Source organism: Ensifer sp. KUDG1 (assembly GCF_050434285.1).
Lineage (GTDB): Bacteria > Pseudomonadota > Alphaproteobacteria > Rhizobiales > Rhizobiaceae > Ensifer.
In genome coordinates this window covers 108,933-126,883 of the sequence record NZ_JBNDIG010000008.1, presented here as the reverse complement: position 1 = coordinate 126,883, position 17,951 = coordinate 108,933, and the positions used below count along the sequence as shown (strand labels likewise).

The 17,951-nt window shown below is 63.9% G+C and carries 19 protein-coding genes; 12 read left to right on the top strand and 7 right to left on the bottom strand.

Annotated elements, in window-relative coordinates:
* The first annotated feature begins 186 nt into the window (after positions 1-186).
* Positions 187-1,209: a LacI family DNA-binding transcriptional regulator gene (locus tag M2267_RS20170; RefSeq protein WP_429116508.1), complete on the top strand. Its 1,023-nt coding sequence runs from the start codon at positions 187-189 to the stop codon at positions 1,207-1,209.
* A gap of 179 nt (positions 1,210-1,388) precedes the next feature.
* On the opposite strand, the gene M2267_RS20165 is transcribed toward M2267_RS20170, so the two are convergent.
* Complete coding sequence (locus tag M2267_RS20165; RefSeq protein WP_429116506.1) at positions 1,389-1,586, bottom strand: hypothetical protein; 198 nt, start codon at positions 1,584-1,586, stop codon at positions 1,389-1,391.
* Between the two features lie 625 nt (positions 1,587-2,211).
* Here M2267_RS20165 and M2267_RS20160 point away from each other — a divergent pair.
* The gene (locus M2267_RS20160) at positions 2,212-3,207 is read left to right on the top strand and encodes a GlxA family transcriptional regulator (protein ID WP_429116504.1); all 996 of its coding nucleotides are present in this window, start codon (positions 2,212-2,214) and stop codon (positions 3,205-3,207) included.
* 63 nt (positions 3,208-3,270) lie between these two features.
* Here the strand turns inward: M2267_RS20160 and M2267_RS20155 are convergent, their stop codons facing one another.
* From M2267_RS20155 to M2267_RS20145, 3 genes are all read right to left on the bottom strand, one after another.
* Positions 3,271-4,209, bottom strand: coding sequence for an MYG1 family protein (locus tag M2267_RS20155; protein WP_429116503.1), 939 nt, complete (start codon positions 4,207-4,209; stop codon positions 3,271-3,273).
* A 65-nt stretch (positions 4,210-4,274) separates the two neighbouring features.
* Positions 4,275-4,421, bottom strand: coding sequence for a hypothetical protein (locus M2267_RS20150; protein ID WP_429116501.1), 147 nt, complete (start codon positions 4,419-4,421; stop codon positions 4,275-4,277).
* Positions 4,422-4,484: 63 nt separating this feature from the next.
* Positions 4,485-4,784, bottom strand: a complete 300-nt coding sequence (locus M2267_RS20145; protein ID WP_043613796.1) for an antibiotic biosynthesis monooxygenase family protein — start codon at positions 4,782-4,784, stop codon at positions 4,485-4,487.
* A 363-nt stretch (positions 4,785-5,147) separates the two neighbouring features.
* On the opposite strand from M2267_RS20145, the gene M2267_RS20140 reads away from it, so the two are divergent.
* The 9 genes from M2267_RS20140 to M2267_RS20100 all read left to right on the top strand — a co-directional run bounded on the left by M2267_RS20140 (position 5,148) and on the right by M2267_RS20100 (position 13,365).
* Positions 5,148-7,622: a heavy metal translocating P-type ATPase gene (locus M2267_RS20140; RefSeq protein ID WP_429116867.1), complete on the top strand. Its 2,475-nt coding sequence runs from the start codon at positions 5,148-5,150 to the stop codon at positions 7,620-7,622.
* A gap of 99 nt (positions 7,623-7,721) precedes the next feature.
* Positions 7,722-8,192, top strand: coding sequence for a Cu(I)-responsive transcriptional regulator (cueR, locus tag M2267_RS20135; protein WP_034799282.1), 471 nt, complete (start codon positions 7,722-7,724; stop codon positions 8,190-8,192).
* A gap of 95 nt (positions 8,193-8,287) precedes the next feature.
* Positions 8,288-8,677, top strand: coding sequence for a hypothetical protein (locus M2267_RS20130; RefSeq protein ID WP_429116498.1), 390 nt, complete (start codon positions 8,288-8,290; stop codon positions 8,675-8,677).
* Positions 8,678-8,875: 198 nt separating this feature from the next.
* Complete coding sequence (locus M2267_RS20125; RefSeq protein WP_429116496.1) at positions 8,876-9,106, top strand: hypothetical protein; 231 nt, start codon at positions 8,876-8,878, stop codon at positions 9,104-9,106.
* Positions 9,103-10,560: a TolC family protein gene (locus M2267_RS20120; protein WP_429116494.1), complete on the top strand. Its 1,458-nt coding sequence runs from the start codon at positions 9,103-9,105 to the stop codon at positions 10,558-10,560. Before M2267_RS20125 ends, M2267_RS20120 begins: the two co-directional genes overlap by 4 nt.
* Before the next feature lie 67 nt (positions 10,561-10,627).
* A complete protein-coding gene (locus tag M2267_RS20115; protein WP_043613785.1) occupies positions 10,628-11,965 on the top strand; it encodes a multicopper oxidase family protein in 1,338 nt (445 codons plus the stop codon).
* Positions 11,966-12,015: 50 nt separating this feature from the next.
* Positions 12,016-12,501 (top strand): cupredoxin domain-containing protein, encoded by a 486-nt coding sequence (locus M2267_RS20110; RefSeq protein ID WP_043613783.1) that lies wholly within the window; start codon positions 12,016-12,018, stop codon positions 12,499-12,501.
* 27 nt (positions 12,502-12,528) lie between these two features.
* On the top strand, positions 12,529-12,816 hold the full coding sequence (locus M2267_RS20105; RefSeq protein ID WP_043613781.1) for a copper-binding protein: 288 nt from the start codon (positions 12,529-12,531) through the stop codon (positions 12,814-12,816).
* Between the two features lie 90 nt (positions 12,817-12,906).
* Entirely contained in the window at positions 12,907-13,365 is a 459-nt protein-coding gene (locus M2267_RS20100) for a DUF411 domain-containing protein (protein ID WP_052201672.1), read from the top strand.
* Between the two features lie 114 nt (positions 13,366-13,479).
* Here M2267_RS20100 and M2267_RS20095 read toward each other — a convergent pair whose 3' ends face one another.
* Positions 13,480-13,875, bottom strand: a complete 396-nt coding sequence (locus M2267_RS20095) for a VOC family protein (protein WP_429116491.1) — start codon at positions 13,873-13,875, stop codon at positions 13,480-13,482.
* Positions 13,876-13,998: 123 nt separating this feature from the next.
* The gene (locus M2267_RS20090) at positions 13,999-14,715 is read right to left on the bottom strand and encodes a phosphoribosyltransferase (protein WP_429116865.1); all 717 of its coding nucleotides are present in this window, start codon (positions 14,713-14,715) and stop codon (positions 13,999-14,001) included.
* A 156-nt stretch (positions 14,716-14,871) separates the two neighbouring features.
* On the opposite strand from M2267_RS20090, the gene M2267_RS20085 reads away from it, so the two are divergent.
* On the top strand, positions 14,872-16,047 hold the full coding sequence (locus M2267_RS20085; RefSeq protein ID WP_429116490.1) for a M20 aminoacylase family protein: 1,176 nt from the start codon (positions 14,872-14,874) through the stop codon (positions 16,045-16,047).
* Between the two features lie 136 nt (positions 16,048-16,183).
* Here the strand turns inward: M2267_RS20085 and M2267_RS20080 are convergent, their stop codons facing one another.
* A complete protein-coding gene (locus M2267_RS20080; RefSeq protein ID WP_429116862.1) occupies positions 16,184-17,941 on the bottom strand; it encodes an adenine deaminase in 1,758 nt (585 codons plus the stop codon).
* Between the last annotated feature and the right edge of the window lie 10 nt (positions 17,942-17,951).

Genomic DNA, 17,951 nt, shown 5'->3' with positions numbered 1-17,951 from the left:
GTACCTAAATCCTCTTGGCACGAGCGGCGGGCGCGGCCGCATTCAGGGCCTGCGTTCTTCGCTGAAGGATTCATAACTGAGGTGCGCACCTCAGTGCAAGCGATTTTTGAGGTGCGCACATCAATTCTTGATTTCGCGGCCATTTTGGTGGAGTAGATTGGGGACGATACACACTGGGAGTTCCGCATGCGGCCAACAGCCAAGGATCTTGCTGAGGCAGCGGGGTTGAGCCTCGCAACCGTCGACCGCGTGCTGAACGACAGGCCGAATGTCAGCCCGAAGGCTGTCCGCAGCGTCAACGAAGCCATTGAGCGTATTGGGTTTATTCGAAACCCGGCGGCCGTCAGCCTGGCCCGCAACAAGAGCTATCGGTTCCGGTTCGTGCTGCCGACGAGCGGCGACCTCTATCTGGCGGAACTCATCCACCGGGTCGAGGAGGCGCGTGTGTCGATGAAGGGCGATCTCATCGACCTCGACGTCGTCCAGATCCCGATCGACGACCCGCACAAGGTCGCAAAATATCTCGCCGACATCGACGAGAACGAATTCGACGGGATCGCGATGATGGCGCCGGAATCGCCGCAGGTCCGCGATGCGATCGGCCGCCTGATCGAACGCGGCGTCAAGTTCGTGCAGTTCCTGTCCGGGCAGGAAAAGCTCCCGACCGCAGATTTCGTCGGCGTCGACAACTACGCCGCCGGCGCGACCGCGGCCAAGATCATCGGCCGGTTTGTCGGCCAGAGGGCCGGAAAAGTCCTGATCGTGGCCGAGACGATGCAGTCGCTCGACAGCATCCAGCGCCGCTTCGGCTTCGACGATGTCGTCAACTCACAGTTCCCGCATCTGCAGTGTCTGCCCTCGGTCGAGACCCACGGCGACGAGCGCAGGGCGACCCAGATTCTCCAGAGAGTTCTGGAAAATAATCAAGAGGTTGCGGCGATCTACGTGCTCAGTTCCGAGGCGAGGATTCCGCTCGAGGGCGCAGCATCCTTCACTGATCTGCAAAAGATCACGGTCGTCGTCCACGAACGCACCCCCTTCAGCGAACGCGGCCTGCGCGACGCCAGCATCGACGCCGTCATCGCCCAGGATCCGGGCCACGCGGTACGCAGCGCCATCCGCATCATGCGCGCTCGGACCGATTTTCGCGAACCGCACGCCGCTCAGGACAAGATCAGGATAGAGGTTCTCCTCAAGGAGAACCTTTAAGCCACCGCGTGGCGCATACATCTTTGACGTGCGCACCCCAAGCGACCGGGCGCAACGCCAGATCGCGATAGCGCCGCCGCGCGCCATGGAATGCATTCCCTACGCAGCCGACGACAACCCTCGCTCGACGCGATCGAAGACAGGACGAGACTGCTAAAGAATGTAGGTGGACGCTGTGATCAGGCGCGCGCTTTGGCGCGCACCGTCTCCGGCTGCGCGGGCGGTTGCCGGCTGGAGCTGCCGCCATAATTCACCAGCATCTGCATGGCTTTCTCTATGCCCGCGGGACTGTTCGGGTCGGTGTCGTTGGCGCGACACCATTCCTCGTGTTGCTGTTTGATGACGTCCATGTCGGCGGTAGAGAATGTGCCGGGCATCGTCGCCCTCCCTTTAATAATCACACCAAAGAGAAAACTATCACAACGGCGGAAAGAGGCTCCCCGCACAACTGGGGGGTTTGCGCCCTCGAACAGCAAATTCCTTTGCACAGGTGCCTGCGACGCAGGGCCATGACTGGCACCGGAGCGTTGTGTGCCCACGCAAACTTGACACGATCGACGGCATCGCGTCAGCATGAGCCTACTCAGAGCCACGACCTGGGGAGGCTCGCGGCTCGGCGGACGTCCGAGCAAACGCGTTCCGGCCCAGTCGCGACAAAGGGAGGGAAAAGATGGGTTATGATTGGAGCGGCTCACGCGAACGGCGGATGAAGGTTGCACGGTTCAGTGCGGCGCTGACACTGGCCGCAATGTTCGTAACCGTGGCGGCGCAGGTCGTGACGAGAGCAATCTGAGCCCGACCTCTTCGTTATGATGAGGACGAAGACGCCCTCATCCGGGCGTCGACCTCCCGCGCCACACCATGGGGTGCCGGAAGAACCGAACCCCGGCTCCCATGGACAGCGAAAGGCAAGTCTCGGCCGCCAGCGGTCACCTCTCCGGATATGTCCGAGCACACTCGACAGCGAACCGGAGATCTTGGCGGCGCGAGCATGAAGGGCAAATGACGACGACCATCAAATCCAGCGAGACACAGCCCGAGCGTCTCAAGATCGGCTTCGTTCTGGCGCGGTCCTTCACCCTTTCCGCATTCGCGCTGTTCATCGACACGCTGCGGCTCGCGAGCGACGAGCTCGACAAGTCCGGCCGCATCCGCGCGGACTGGCAGGTCCTGGGCAACACGCGGCACCTCATCGCCTCCAGCTGCGGCGTGCAGGTGGCGCCGACATCCGACCTCGTCGATCCCGCCGGGTTCAACTACATCGTCGTGGTCGGCGGCCTGCTCAACAGCAAGCAGCCGATCGACGACGACACGATCCGCTTCCTCCAGAAGGCGGCGGCGCGCAAGGTGCCACTGATCGGCCTCTGCACCGGGACCTTCGTGCTTGCCGAAGCGGGCCTGATGGCCGGGCACACCGTCTGCGTGAGCTGGCTTCATTATCAGGCGTTCCGCGAGCGCTTCCCCGATCTCAAGGTTCGCTCGGACCGTCTCTTCAATCTCGACCGCACCCGCGGGTCCTGCGCGGGCGGCAGCAGTGCCGCCGACATGGCAGCCCATATCGTGCGCCTGCACATCAGCAAGGAAGCGGAGCGCAATGCGCTGGAGGTGCTGCAGATCGACAAGGCCCGCACGCATCTTCATGTCCAGCCGAGAAAGCCGCTGGCGATCGAGAGCAACGACCCGCGCCTGAACGCCGCCCTCATCATCATGGAGCAACATACGGACAACACGCTTTCGATACCGGAGCTGGCCGCATCCGTCGGCCTGTCCCGACGGCAGCTCGAGCGCCTGTTCATGGACAAGGCGAAGATGTCGCCAGCGCTGGTCTATCGGAAGTTTCGGCTGGAACGCGCCAAACATCTGCTGACGCAGACGAAGGCGCCGCTGATCGACATCGCGCTCGAAGTCGGTTTCGAGAACGCCGGCCACTTCTCGCGAATTTTTGCGAAGACCTACGGTCAATCACCGAGCAAGTTCAGGGCCACGCTTTCGGCGTGACCCGTCCCAGGCGGCCCGGCTGGCACACTGGCCATAGCCGCCGCCGTCGGCTCGCCGGTTTCCTCAGGCCTGACCGCTACCCGCTGTCGCGGCTTCCTTGACGGCGAGTTCCGCCATGGCGAGCGCTGCCTCCCGCGTCGCTGCCGCCGCGATGAAACGGCCGTTGTGGCAGAACCGCGCGCCGGCCACGCCGCAAGCCGCCTCCAGTTCGCCGTTCGTCAGGCCGGCCCAGGCAGCCGGGAGATCGGCGCGCAGCTCGAACCCTTCGTCGGCCTTGCGAATGCCCGTCAGGCACCAGTCGTTCTCGCGCGGATGAACGACGAACAGCAGGTGGTCGGCGCCAGCCTTCACGATCGCCGGGCGGAAAGGCATGCCCCGCGGCAGTTCGAGCACGCGGCTCTCACCGGCAAGGGCGATCTGCGCAAGCACGAGCGCCTCGGCCCGAAGCTTTGCGGCGCGCTGCGACACGCCAGCCTCGACAAAGGCGCGCGCGACCGAAAGGGCCTGATGGAAGCTGCGATCCTCGGCCTCCTGGCCGCCTTCGTCGAAGACAGGCTTCAAGGTCTCCAGCAGCGCCGACAGCGTCAGCCCCGCCAAAGGCCCGGCAACAGAGGGATCGAGCGCACCGTTGTCGACCAGATCGATCGGCAGCACGAACCGCGCATCGAAGGCGACATGAACCGCCTCTACATGGGCCTCGGGAACGCCGAACGCAGCCAGATAGGCGCGGCCGTAATGCTTCCAGATCAAGCCGAACGAACTGTAGGGCTGGCCATCCTCTCGCACCGGCGCCCCGCGCTGGTGGTGGTCGAACAGCCCGGCCTCGGCATCATACTGGCCGCCGACATCGTAGATGATGCGGTCCGTCCCCGGCTTCAGCCATTCCGGCGCCCGGCTGCGAACGAGGCGAGCCTCGGGGAAAAGCCGCGTGAGGATGACACTGGAAAGCAGTTCGTCGGCGTGGAAACCACCGGAATGGGTAACGAGAAAGTCTGGGATCATTCCGAATGGCCTTATGGTTCGTGACGCGTGTGTGCGGCACGACATAGCCATTGCCTGCGGTGACCTCAACCCGTCATCGCGCCTTCGTCGCAGTGTTCTGTTCTCAACGCACCCAAAATCCGGCGCGAGATGTCGCGCCGCTTCTGACATTGCCCCAGATGTTCACGACCCGACGACATCACTGCCGTCAGATCCTCGACCTTAGCAGCCAACAACTCCCTCCCCGCCGACCGACCAGCGGAGCCGTTGCAACCACCTTTCTCAGCCACATTGCCCTAACGCGCCATTTCGAAGATCGCCTCGCCGGAAATCGGGTCCGTGACCCCGAGATCCTGACCGAGTTCCAGGAGCGTATCGCGGAACGTGTCGAGGTTCGCCTTCATCATGGGACGTGCCGCAGCGATCGCCTCAAGACTTTCCCATTCGGCAATTGAGAAATACGATCCATCCGCAGCCTTGCTGAGCGCCATCTTCCGCAAACCTTCAAAGTCGCGAAGAGCGCTGCGGAAAAGGTGCTCGAACCGTTCCTCTTGACCGGGTCTCACGCGGAAACGGACACAATTGTAAGCCGTCATCCTAACCTCCCTATGGGACGCAACTTCTACAGGATGGATCCGATACGGTTCACTCGCAAGAGGCAGGCAAAGTGCGGTTGCAGCCTTGGATCGCCAGCAAGCCTGAGAGCCATTCGACCTGAGCTTTGACATGTCTCCCGGGCCTCGCGGTCAAGCTTGCGTCAAGGACGCTGCGACCATGCGTTGCGGGCAATATCGCTGCGGTGACAGGCGTCTCCCGGCCGCTCCGAAGATGGCGCGCAGAAATCTCCTTTTCGCCCTTGACCTTCCCATCGTTGGAAGCCCCATGTTGCGACAAAAGACAGAGAAAGGAGCACGATCATGGGATCTGTGACCCCCATTAGAACGAACGATCTCGAAGCGATGTCCGCCGCGGCATTAAGCGCCAGCATTCCCGTCGAGGGCATGACCTGCGCATCCTGCGTGGCGCGCGTCGAGAAGGCGATTCGCGCCGTGCCTGGTGTCACCGAAGCCTCGGTCAACCTCGCAACCGAACGCGCCGACGTCCGCTTCGATGCCAGCACCAAGTCCGCCGATATCGTCAAGGGGATCGAGAATGCCGGATATGGTGCGGCCGAAGACACGATCGAGCTCACCATCGAAGGCATGACCTGCGCCTCCTGCGTCGCGCGCATCGAAAAGGCGCTGAAGACCGTGCCGGGTGTCACCGAGGCCAACGTCAACCTGGCGACGGAGCGCGCTTCGGTGCGCATAACCAGGGGCATCGCCACCGCCGCCGCACTCGAAGAGGCGGTTCGCGTTGCCGGCTATGCCGCCAAGCGCATCACCGGCGACGAAAGCGTCGACCGCGAAGGCGAGAAGCGCGAACAGGAGACGCGAAAGCTTGCGCGCTCGCTGCTGATTGCCGGCGTGCTGACGCTGCCGATCTTCGTGCTTGAAATGGGCTCGCACTTCATCCCGGCCGTGCACGAATTCGTCATGAACAATATCGGCATGCAGGAAAGCTGGTATCTGCAGTTCGTGCTGACGACGCTGGTGCTCTTCGGCCCGGGCCTGCGCTTCTACCAGAAGGGCGTTCCCGCCCTTTTCCGCCTGGCGCCCGACATGAACTCGCTGGTCGCGATCGGCACATCCGCCGCCTGGATCTACTCGGTCGTCGCAACCTTCGCGCCCGACCTTCTGCCTGACGGTACCGCCAACGTCTATTACGAAGCCGCTGCCGTCATCGTGACGCTGATCCTGCTCGGCCGGTTCCTGGAGGCGCGCGCCAAGGGCCGGACCTCCGAGGCGATCAAGCATCTGATGGGCCTGCAGGCAAAGACCGCCCGCGTCATCCGCAACGGCGAGACGATCGAGGTTCCCCTGTCCGACGTGCAGACCGGCGACAGCGTTGTCGTGCGGCCAGGCGACCGGGTTCCGGTCGACGGCAGCGTCCTCGACGGCAACTCCTATGTCGACGAATCGATGATTACCGGTGAACCCGTTCCGGTCGAAAAGGTGGCCGGCAGCGAAGTCGTCGGCGGCACGATCAACAAAACCGGCTCCTTCACCTTCCGCGCCACCAAGGTCGGCGCCGATACGGTGCTGGCGCAGATCATCAAGATGGTCGAGCAGGCCCAGGGCGCCAAGCTGCCGATCCAGTCGCTGGTCGACCGTGTCACCGCCTGGTTCGTGCCGGCCGTCATCGCGATTGCGCTTCTGACCTTCGGCATCTGGCTGATCTTCGGCCCGGATCCGGCACTCACCTTCGCGCTCGTCAACGGCGTCGCCGTGCTGATCATCGCCTGCCCCTGCGCGATGGGCCTTGCCACCCCGACCTCGATCATGGTCGGCACCGGCCGTGCCGCCGAAATGGGCGTGCTCTTCCGCAAGGGCGAGGCGCTGCAGACGCTGCGCAACGCCGCCGTCATCGCCGTCGACAAGACCGGCACCTTGACCAAGGGCCGGCCGGAACTGACCGACCTCGAAACCGCGGAAGGCTTCGACCATGACACGGTGCTGAGGCTGGTCGCCGCCGTCGAAACCCGCTCCGAGCACCCGATCGCCGAAGCGATCGTCGAGGCGGCCAAGGCAAAGGGTCTTGATATCGCTGAACCGGCCAGGTTCGAGGCGATCCCCGGGTTCGGCGCCAGCGCCGAGGTCTCAGGCCGCTCCGTCCATGTGGGTGCCGACCGCCTGATGACGCAGTTGAAGCTCGACGTGTCCGCCTTCGCCGACCAGGCGGCCCGCCTCGGCTCGGAAGGCAAGAGCCCGCTCTATGCCGCGATCGACGGCAAGCTGGCTGCGATCATCGCCGTTGCCGACCCGATCAAGGAAACGACGCCCCAGGCAATCCGCATGCTGCACGATCTCGGCCTGAAGGTCGCGATGATCACCGGCGACAACCGCCGCACGGCCGAGGCCATTGCCGCCAAGCTCGGCATCGACGAGGTCATCGCCGAAGTGCTGCCGGACGGTAAGGTCGCGGCCCTGAAGAAGCTGAAGCAAGGCGGGCGCGCGGTGGCCTTCGTAGGCGACGGCATCAACGATGCGCCGGCGCTCGCCGAAGCCGATGTCGGCCTGGCAATCGGCACCGGTACGGACGTTGCCATCGAAAGCGCCGACGTGGTGCTGATGTCGGGTGATCTCTTGGGTGTGCCGAATGCGATCGCGCTGTCAAAGGCGACGATCCGCAATATCAAGGAGAACCTGTTCTGGGCCTTTGCCTACAACGCGGTACTGATCCCGGTTGCCGCCGGCGCGCTCTACCCGGTCTACGGCCTCCTGCTGTCGCCGATCTTCGCGGCCGGCGCCATGGCGCTGTCGAGCGTCTTCGTGCTCGGCAATGCGCTCCGGCTTCGGGCCTTTCGCCCGGTTGCGGCCGTGCAGGCGGCCTAGGTTCGATCGTCTCTCCGGCTCTCGCCAGCATGGCGGAAGCCGGGGAGAGCCCTTATATTCTCAAGGGAATGTCCGCACGGCGGTAACAAGGATGACATCATGAATATCGGCGAAGCTTCCCGCGCCTCCGGCGTCTCGACGAAAATGATCCGCTATTACGAGACGATCGGCCTCATCCCGCAGGCCGACCGCAGCGAAGCCGGCTATCGCAACTATGGCGACAACGACGTCCATACGCTGCGCTTCATTCGCCGCTCGCGCGATCTCGGTTTCACCGTCGAGCAGATGGCCGACCTTTTGGCGCTCTGGCGCGACCGCGAGCGCGCCAGCGGCGAGGTCAAGAAGATCGCGCTCGAACATGTCGAGATCCTGGAGCGCAAGGCCGAGGAATTGAAGGCGATGAGCCGGACGCTCAAGCATCTCGCCGCCCATTGTCATGGCGACGGGCGCCCGGACTGCCCCATTCTCGAGGATCTCGCCGACGCCACGAACGCGCCGACGAAGGCAACCGAGCCCGCCCGCTTCGGTACGGCCGGCATCGATCCGGTCCGCAACCGACGGCACGGGTGACGACGCGTGTGCAGCCCCGGAGGCCTCACGCATTCGTGACGGCGCCAGGCGCAAGCAGCATTGACAGGAATCAAAGGCGTTTCTACGGATCGATCATGGAGAAGGTGCGAACCACATATCTGCGTTTGCTGATAGTGCTCAAGCTGGCGATCGCTTTGTCGCTGGCCGTGCTGCCCTTTTCCACCGCCTCCGGCATGATGCATGCGGCCGCGCACGGCTCGATGCAGATCGAGGCAGCCGCCAATCCGATACAAGCTGCGACCGAGCATTGCCCGAGCCTCGACAAGGGCAAGGTGAAGCCGGCACAGGAAAACGGCAAGGCGGACAAGAAGGATTGCTGCAAGACCTTCTGCGCCGCCGTCGCGGTGCTTGGTGATGTCGATGGCAGCCATCCGGCCTTCCCACGCTCGGTCCGCAATTTCGGCCCGCACCCGCAGCTCACCCCCGGTGAGCTCGACGGTCTTCATCGCCCCCCAAGAGCCTGATTTCGTAAACCCGTGACCGCTGCCGCGGGCTTCTTTGGTCCTTGCCGACTAAAGGATCTGTGGCGGTGCGAAGCGCTGCCGTGGCTTCCGCGTGTCCGATGAGACGCTCGCCCCACCTCTAGCGCGGTCCGCGACAAGGCCCGCCCGGTTTCATCCGGTCGACCGCCGACCTCTGCCATTCACATTTCAGGTTTGACCATGAAACGTTTGTTTTCCATGGCGCTCCTGCCCATGATCCTGGGCGGATGCGCTGCCACATTGCCTGCCGAGGTCTCGAGCCTTGGCGATCCCGCCAACAGCACGAGCGGCATTCGAAGCACGCAATATCGCAGCCCCATTTCGGGCTACACCCACCGCGAACCGACCGGCCCCAAGGCCTGGAAACCGCTCAACGACGCGCAATCGACCGCCAAGGGAGATGCGTCATGAGGCTTCGCAAACTCAACCTCGCCGCAGCCATCGGTCTGCCTCTCGTGCTCGCCGGCTGCGTGACCGAATACTCGGCCAAGGACGCGGGCTTCACCACCGTGGATGCCAAGGTCTCGACGGCCGCGACCAAGAAGAGCGTCTGGATCCAGAACCGCGAACAGGCCGACAAGGTCAATGCCGAGGTCAAGGCGCTGCTGAAGCGCAAGACCATCGACGCCGACACGGCCGTTCAGATCGCCCTTCTCAACAACAAGGGCCTGCAAGCGGCCTATGCCGATCTCGGCGACGCGTCGGCGGATGCCTGGCAGGCGACCTTGTTCCTCAACCCCACCGTCTCGATCGGCACCACCGGGATCGGCACGCCGGAACTGCAGGCCTATAAGGCGATCGAGGGGCTCGTCACGACCAACATCCTGGCGCTCCTGACCCGCGACAAGACGATCGCCATTGCCGACGCGCGTTTCCGCCAGGCGCAGCTCAACGCGGCGCTCAGCACACTGCAGCTGGCGGCCGAAACCCGCCGCGCCTGGATCGAAGCGGTTGCCGCTTGGGAAACCGTCGCGCAGTTGAACCAGGCACAGGCGTCGGCAGACGCCTCCTCGGAGCTCGCCGCAAAACTCGGCGAAACCGGCGCCATGGGCAAGGGCAACCAGGCGCGCGAGCACGTCTTCAACGCCGAACTCGCCGGCCAGACGGCCGAAGCCCGGCTTGCGGCGCGTCTTGCCAAGGAGAACTTGACGCGCCTGATGGGTCTCTGGGGTAGCGACGTCGACTACCAGGTTCCCAACCGCCTGCCGAACCTGCCGAAGACGCTGGCGCGCAAGGACAGCATCGAGGCGGAAGCGCTGAAACGCCGCGTCGACCTGCAGATCGCCCGCCTCGACCTCGAAGCGGTGGCCAAGTCCTACAAGCTCACCGAAGCGACCCGTTATGTGACCGACCTCGAGCTCATCGCCGGAGCGGAAGCGGAACGGGAGAAAGAGGACGACGGCACCAAGGTCGAGACAACAGGCCAGTTCGAGTTCGAATTCGTGATCCCGATCTTCGACAGCGGCAGCGCGCGCATGCGCAAGTCCGAGCTTGCCCATATGCGCTCGGCAAACCTGCTGGCGGAAAAGGCGGTCAACATCCGCTCAGAAGCCCGCTCTGCCTATGAGGCCTACCGCTCGCGCTACGACATCGCCCGGCACTACCGCAACAACGTCGTGCCACTGCGCAACAAGATCGAGGAAGAAGCGACCCTCAGCTACAACGGCATGATCACCAGCACCTTCGAGCTGCTTGCCGACGTCAGGGCCAAGGTCAATTCGACCGTGCTCTCCGTCAACGCGAAGCGCGATTTCTGGCTGGCCGATGCCGACCTGATGACCGCCATCCACGGCGGCGGATCAGGTGGCGCGGCTGGAGGGGCGGCAGCACCCGCGGCAGCGGAAGCCGGCGGCGCCGGGCACTAGGGCGGGTTGAGGAAAAATGTGTGCGGTTTTCCGTACGCATCCCGCCTAATTCAAAAAGGATCAGATCATGTTCAACAGAAGAAACTTCCTCGGCGCCGGTGCTGCTCTCGTTTCGACCGCCGCCTGGGCGCAAACCTCCAACTCCGGGCTGCCCGAAGCGGCAAGCATGGACAATGCCACGACCCAGAAGCCGCTCGCGCCGACGAGCGGACCGGACTACAACCCGGTCGTCACCCTCAACGGCTGGACGCTGCCGCACCGGGTGAACAACGGCGTCAAGGAGTTCCACCTTGTCGCCGAGCCGGTCGAACGCGAGATGGCCGACGGCATGACCGCCTATCTCTGGGGCTACAACGGCCAGTCGCCGGGCCCGACGATCGAGGCGGTCGAGGGCGATCGCGTCAGGATTTTCGTCACCAACAAGCTGCCGGAGCACACCACCATCCATTGGCACGGCATGATCCTGCCCTCGGGCATGGACGGTGTCGGCGGCTTGTCGCAGCCGCATATCCCCGCCGGCAAGACCTATGTCTACGAGTTCGACCTCGTGAAGTCCGGCACCTTCATGTACCACCCCCATGCCGACGAGATGGTGCAGATGGCCATGGGCATGATGGGGTTCTTCGTGGTGCATCCGAAGGATCCGAACTTCATGCGCGTCGACCGCGACTTCGTGTTCCTGCTCAATGCCTATGACATCGATCCCGGCACCTATGTGCCGCGCATCATGGAAATGACCGACTTCAACATGTGGTGCTGGAACAGCCGGATCTTTCCGGACATCGACCCGCTGGTCGTATCCAAGAACGACCGGGTGCGGGTCAGGGTCGGCAACCTCACCATGACCAACCATCCGATCCACATGCATGGTTACGACTTCGAGGTCACCTGCACCGACGGCGGCTGGGTCAGGCCGGAGGCACGCTGGCCGGAAGTGTCGATCGACATCCCCGTCGGCGCCATGCGCGCCTACGAGTTCGACGCGAAGTACGAGGGCGACTGGGCGATCCATTGCCACAAGTCGCACCACACGATGAACGCCATGGGTCACGATATCCCGACCTTCATCGGCGCCGACAAGAAATCGGTCGCGGAAAAGATCCGTAAGGTGAAGCCCGACTACATGCCCATGGGTACGGCCGGCATGGCCGACATGGGCGAAATGGAAATGCCGCTCCCCGACAACACGATCCCGATGATGACCGGCTGGGGTCCGCACGGCGCGTTGGAGATGGGCGGCATGTTCTCGGTGGTGAAGGTGCGCGAAGGCATCTCCGCCGGCGATTACAGCGATCCTGGCTGGTACGAAAACCCGCCGGGAACACAGGCCTGGGAATGGACCGGTGCGTTGCCGGAACCGACGCGGGCCAAGGATGCCAAGACCGTGCTCACGCCCAAACCGTGAGAGGGCGGCCGACTGCAATGAACTCTTTCAAATCCATCAGGAACATTACGATGAAGAAATCAGCATTCGCTCTGGCGCTCGTTGTCGCCTCCGCCCTGTCCTCCCAGGCCCTCGCCAGCGGCAGCCACGCCGGTGGCCACGACAAGGTGTCGATCGGCGAGCCCGGCGACAGCAAGAAGTCGACGCAGACGATCCGCGTCACCATGAAGGAAACCGACGACGGCAAGATGATCTTCACGCCCTCGACCATCAAGGTTCGCCAGGGCCAGACGGTCCATTTCGCGATCAAGAACGCCGGCGAACTCGCGCATGAATTCGTGCTCGACGACAAGGCGACGATCCAGGAACACAAGATCACCATGGAGAAGTTCCCGGACATGGAGCACGACGACCCGAACGCCATCCGGCTCGAGCCCGGCAAGTCCGGAGACATCTACTGGACCTTCACCAATGACGGCACCTTCGAATTCGCCTGCCTGGTGCCGGGCCACTACGACGCCGGCATGCACGGCCCGCTCGACGTCGTGAAGAAGTAACCCGAGAAAACAGGAAAGGATGAAACCATGAAAACCGTAGGTACCCTCTTTGCAGCGCTCGCGCTCACCGTTTCCGCCACCTTCGCTCTGCCCGCTTATGCGGCGGAGTTCACCAAGGGCGTGGTCAAGAAGATCGACACCAAGGCCAAGAAGGTGACGATCGACCATGAGGATCTGAAGAACCTCGACATGCCGGCCATGACCATGGTGTTCCGCGCCGACGACGCGGTGCTTGCCAAACTCAAGGAAGGTGCTGCGATCGAATTCGTGGCCGATCGGGTCAACGGCAAGCTCACGGTGACCGAGGTCAAATAAACTGCGGCAAACCGCCCGGGTCGACTTTGCGCGGCCCGGGCGTCACAATCCTTAAAATCAGGAAGAAACGGAAAGGAGTGTTCGATGAACGTGTTACGCAGGCATTTCGTTGCAGGCACGATTGCGGGCATCACCCTCTTGGCAACAGGCGCAGTCGCGGCAACCGGAACCATGGCGGTCTACAAGGATCCGCAATGCGGTTGCTGCGAACTATGGGCGGACGCGATGGAAGCGGCCGGCTACAAGGTCGAGGTGCGCGACGAGGCCGACATGTCGGCGATCAAGACGCGCTTTGCGGTTCCCGCCGACATGGAAGGCTGCCATACCGCCGTCATCGACGGCTATGTCATCGAGGGGCATGTGCCGCTCGAAGCGGTCAGGAAGCTGCTCTCGGAAAAGCCTGATGTCGCAGGCATCGCGGTTCCCGGCATGCCCTCGGGCTCGCTCGGCATGGGCAACGATCCGCAAGCCTCCTACGATGTCTACACGATCGCCAAGGCAGGCGGCGCGAAGTCAACGGTCTATTATCAGGTCCGGCCGGCGAACTAAGAGCCGATCCCAGTCGTTCAACGCCCTCTGGGCGGTCTTGCACGAAACAGTTCGGGCGCCGCCGCGATCGCGGCGGTGCCCGAACTTTGACGTCGCCTCGCCAATTGACACGCCCTAGGCTGCCGTGCCTGCGGCACCCAAGTCCTGTGGCTCTCCGATCTCGATTGCATGCCCGTCCGGATCGTAAAATCGAAAGACGCGCTGGCCCCACGCCTGCAGCTCGATCGGATGGATCAGCTCCACATGCGGTGCAATGCGCGCGAAGGCTGCGTCTACATCGTCATCCTCGAAGTACAGAAGCACGTTTTTCCGCCCATAGGGTTCGCCCGGAGACAGGTCCTGCCGCCAGATCGTCCGCTCGAGCGCGCGTCCTTCGTGGATGGCAAAGCCGCCCTCGAAAAGCACGAAGTCGCCGAAGTCCTCTCGGATCGTCAGACCAAGTACTGTCTCGTAGAAGATCCGCGACCGGTCGATGTCGCTGACGAAGGGGATCGGATTGATGAAGCGCATGAATTGCCTCGCTGCCGCAACGCCGGGTCGAGGCTAGCGCGCTCCTGTCGCAGGAGGCAAAGGAATTTGTTCGGGGCAAGAGCGCAGGCACGTTCGGGCGACTGGGTGGCAGCCGTCGCTCGATCAAGCCCCTCGCCAGCTACCGTCCTCGTTGCGGGTGAGTATCGGCGTCTGGAACACCCCGACGACACGCTCCGGCCAATGCGGCGCGCGGTCGGCGAGCGGCTGGCGCCAGCGCTCGGTCTGCAGCATGGCGGCGCCGATCGCGACCGGCTCGATGCCGCAGGTCTCCATCAGCGTCAGCCCGGCAAGGATCGACGTGCCGCTCGAAATCACATCGTCGATCAGCACCACCCGTTTTCCTTCCAGCAACGGCAGCATGCGCGGATCGACATAGAGCCGCTTCTTCTGGTCGGGCGTCGTGATCGAGGAAAGCGGGACGGAGAGATCGTCGACATACCAGAATTTTCTCGAGGTCCCGAGCGGCACGTAGCGGCTATGGCCGAGCTTGCGGGCGACGGCCGAGGCGAGCGTGAGGCCGAGCGTCGGCAGACCGGCGACGACCTCGGGCTCATAGGGCGCGAGCTTGGCGGCCAGTTCCGTTGCCAGCGCATCCTCGACGGCAAAGCTCGCCTGATTGACGATCAGCGAGGCCAGCGCATGCTTGCCGTCGGAAAGCGGGCGGATCGGCAACAGGATCTGCCTGCCATCGCCGAGAGACGCCGGGAAGAAATCGCGATAACCTGCCTGAATGTCGAAGCTTTTCGGCGGGTAGATTTCCTGCCAGAAGTCGTGGGGCTGCATCGGTCCGGTCCTCGTCTGCGCGCTTTCGCCCGAAATGAAAGGCGATCAAAAAGGCCGGCTTGCTGTTCTGGTTCCGGCCGTTTTCGTCTATACCGTTTGCGACTTCGATCAAACCGAAAGGGCGCCGCGGCTGAAGCAAAGCACGCGGAATTCACAAGCCCCTTCGCGCAATGAACATGGGAATGCCAGCCGATGCGCCTGCCAGACGGAATAGCCGACGACCTCACCTTCCTCACCGACTTCCGTCGCGATCTGCATGCCCATCCTGAACTCGGCTTCGAGGAGGTCCGCACCAGCGACCTCGTTGCCAAGTGGCTTGAGGATGCGGGTCTAAAGGTCCATCGTGGCTTGGGAAAAACCGGCGTCGTCGGTACGCTGCAGGTCGGCAACGGCACCCGCTCGATCGGCCTTCGCGCCGATATGGATGCGCTCGCCATGCCGGAGATCGCCGACCGTCCCTACAAATCCCGCGAGGCCGGCAAGATGCATGCCTGTGGTCATGACGGCCACACGACAATGCTGCTCGGCGCTGCCCGCCATTTGGCGAAGACCCGCAATTTCTCCGGCACCGTACATTTCATCTTCCAGCCGGCCGAAGAAGGCCGCGGCGGCGCCAAGCGCATGGTCGAAGACGAGCTGTTTAAGCTCTTCCCCTGCGACGCCGTTTATGGCCTGCACAACATGCCCGGTCTCGATCCGGACGAAATGGCCGTCGTGGCCGGCCCGCAACTCGCCTCATCCGATAGCTGGCGTGTCACCTTCCGCGGCGTCGGCACCCATGGGGCCAAGCCGCATCTCGGCCGCGATCCGGTAACGGCATCAGGCACCTTCCTTGCCTCGCTGCAGTCGATCGTCGGCCGCGTCGTCGATCCCTTGCAGCCGGCCGTCGTCAGCGCCTGCTCCGTGCGCGCCGGCGACCCGAAGGCGCTCAACGTCATCCCCGATATCGTCGAGATTGGCGGCACGGCGCGCGCCTATACGCCCGAAGTGCGCGACCAGCTCGAAACGGAGATCGGCCGTCTCGCGCGCGGTACGGCAGAGATGTACGGGATTTCCGTCGACTATGAATTCGAGCGCCGCATTCCGCCCGTCGTCAACGACGCCGATGCCGCGGCCCGGGCGTTGAAAGCCGCTCGCGCCGTCTTTGGCGACAAGACCCGCACGGCGTTTCCGCCGTCGACCGCCGGCGACGATTTCGCCTTCTTCGGGCTGGAAGCGCCCGGCTGCTACGTCTGGCTCGGCAACGGCCCCGCCGTCGACGGCGCGCTGCATCACAACACCGCCTATGATTTCAACGACGAAGCGATCGGTCCGGGCGCCGCATTCTGGTCGACCCTGGTGGAGCAGGAACTGGCACAGGCGGAGTAACGCGTGCATCGCGAAGATGCTCGCGGGAACCCGTGTTCTCAAGGATTTAGAGCCAGCGCTTAAAGAGCGAGGCTGCCCGCCTCGACGGAAGTGACGTCGGACTTCAAAGGCCGCCCAGGCAGGGCGGCCTTGAATGTCAGGCTTCAAGGATCTCGAGGATCGGGCTTTCCATGACCGTGCCCGTCGCCACGTCGGCGATGCCGCGATCGGTCTGGTGCGGGCCGGCGTTGCAGGCAAGCGTTGCGCCAAAGCAGGCCTTGAAGACCAGGTATGGCGGCTGCCAATCGACGATGCGTCCGACCGCTTCGCGGAGTGCTGCAAAGCGATCCGCCACCTCTTCCAGCGGCTCCTCGGAAACCAGCCCGGCCAGCGGCAGCGGCAGGAGCGCATCGACCTTGCCACCGGACGCGACGGCCATGCCGCCGCCGGCTGCAATCACCGCATTGGCCGCGATCGCCATATCCTGCGCATTGCCGCCGAAGACCGTGAGGTTGTGGCTGTCATGCGAAACCGTGGTCGCAAAGGCGCCGCGCCAGGTGCCCCAGCTCGACAACAGACCAACGCGCGGTCGGCTGTCGGCGCGCCCATGGCGATGCGCGACGGCGATCAGCGTCGTGCCCTCAGGCGGGACGACGAAGCCGCCCTCGACCGTAGCAACGGCTTCGCCCCACTGGGTGAAGCGAGGCCGGTCGATGGTCGCGATGCGGACCTTGGTGCCGTCGGCAGGAATGCGGAAATCGTCATCCGAAAGCGGCGCGATCTTCATCGTGCCGTGCAAGGTCTCGGCGGCGATGCCGCTCAGCGGCTCGATCATCCGTCCGGCATCTGCAATCATTTTGCCATCGACAATGACGGTGCGCGCACGGAAATCAGCGAGATCCTCGAAGAGCACGATATCCGCCCGGCGGCCCGGCGCCACGAGCCCGAGGTCGTGGCGGCCGAGGCGCACGGCGCCGTTCAGCGTTGCCGCCCGAAGCGCCCATTCGGCGGGCAGGCCATAGCGCACCAGCCGGCGAACGACATCGTCGAGGCCGCCGGCATGGGCAAGATCGTCCGGGAAGACGTCGTCGGTGCAGAGCGTTACCGCCTGAGGAAGATGGCCCAGAGCCTTGATCGTCTTGACGAATTCCGGCAGCAGATGATCGTGCGAGCCGCGCAGTTCGATCGACAGACCAGCCCGGAGCTTTGCCAAGAGATCGTCACCCGAGACCAGTTCATGGTCGGAGCTGACACCAGCCGTCACGAAGGCCTGGAGATCAGAGCCGGCAAGACTGCGCGCATGGCCATTGACCGGCTTGCCGGCGGCAAGCCCCGCCTGGACGATCCCGGTGATGCGCGTTTCGCCGTCGATGACGCCGCGCATGTTCATCATTTCGGCGATACCGCCGATTTCCGGCCAGCTCAGAATGTCGGCAATCACACCAGCGTCGAAATCGGCACCGGCCAATTCAAGGCCGGGTGCCGAGGGCACGCTGGAGGGCGCCAGCAGCACCGTGCGCAGCGGCAGATCGCGACTGGCGTCCGCCGCCCAGCGCACGCCGGCCACACCGTTGACATTGCCGAACTCATGCGGATCCCAGACGACGGTCGTCACGCCACGCGGCAGCACCGCATTTGCGTAGGTCGCCGGCGTCACCATCGAGCTTTCGACATGCATGTGCGTGTCGATCAGGCCGGGCGAAACGAAAGCGCCGGTGGCATCAACGACGGTTACTGCGTCACTGCGCGCGCCCGGTTCGTGGACGCTTGCGATCAACGATCCGACGAGGCCGATATCGGCCGGACGAAGCTCTCCGGTCACGACGTCGACGAGCGTGCCGCCCGAAATCAAAACGTCGAACGGCTCGGCACCACGCGCTGCGGCCACTGCCCGGCTGCGGAGCGCCGCATCCATCAAGTCCCGA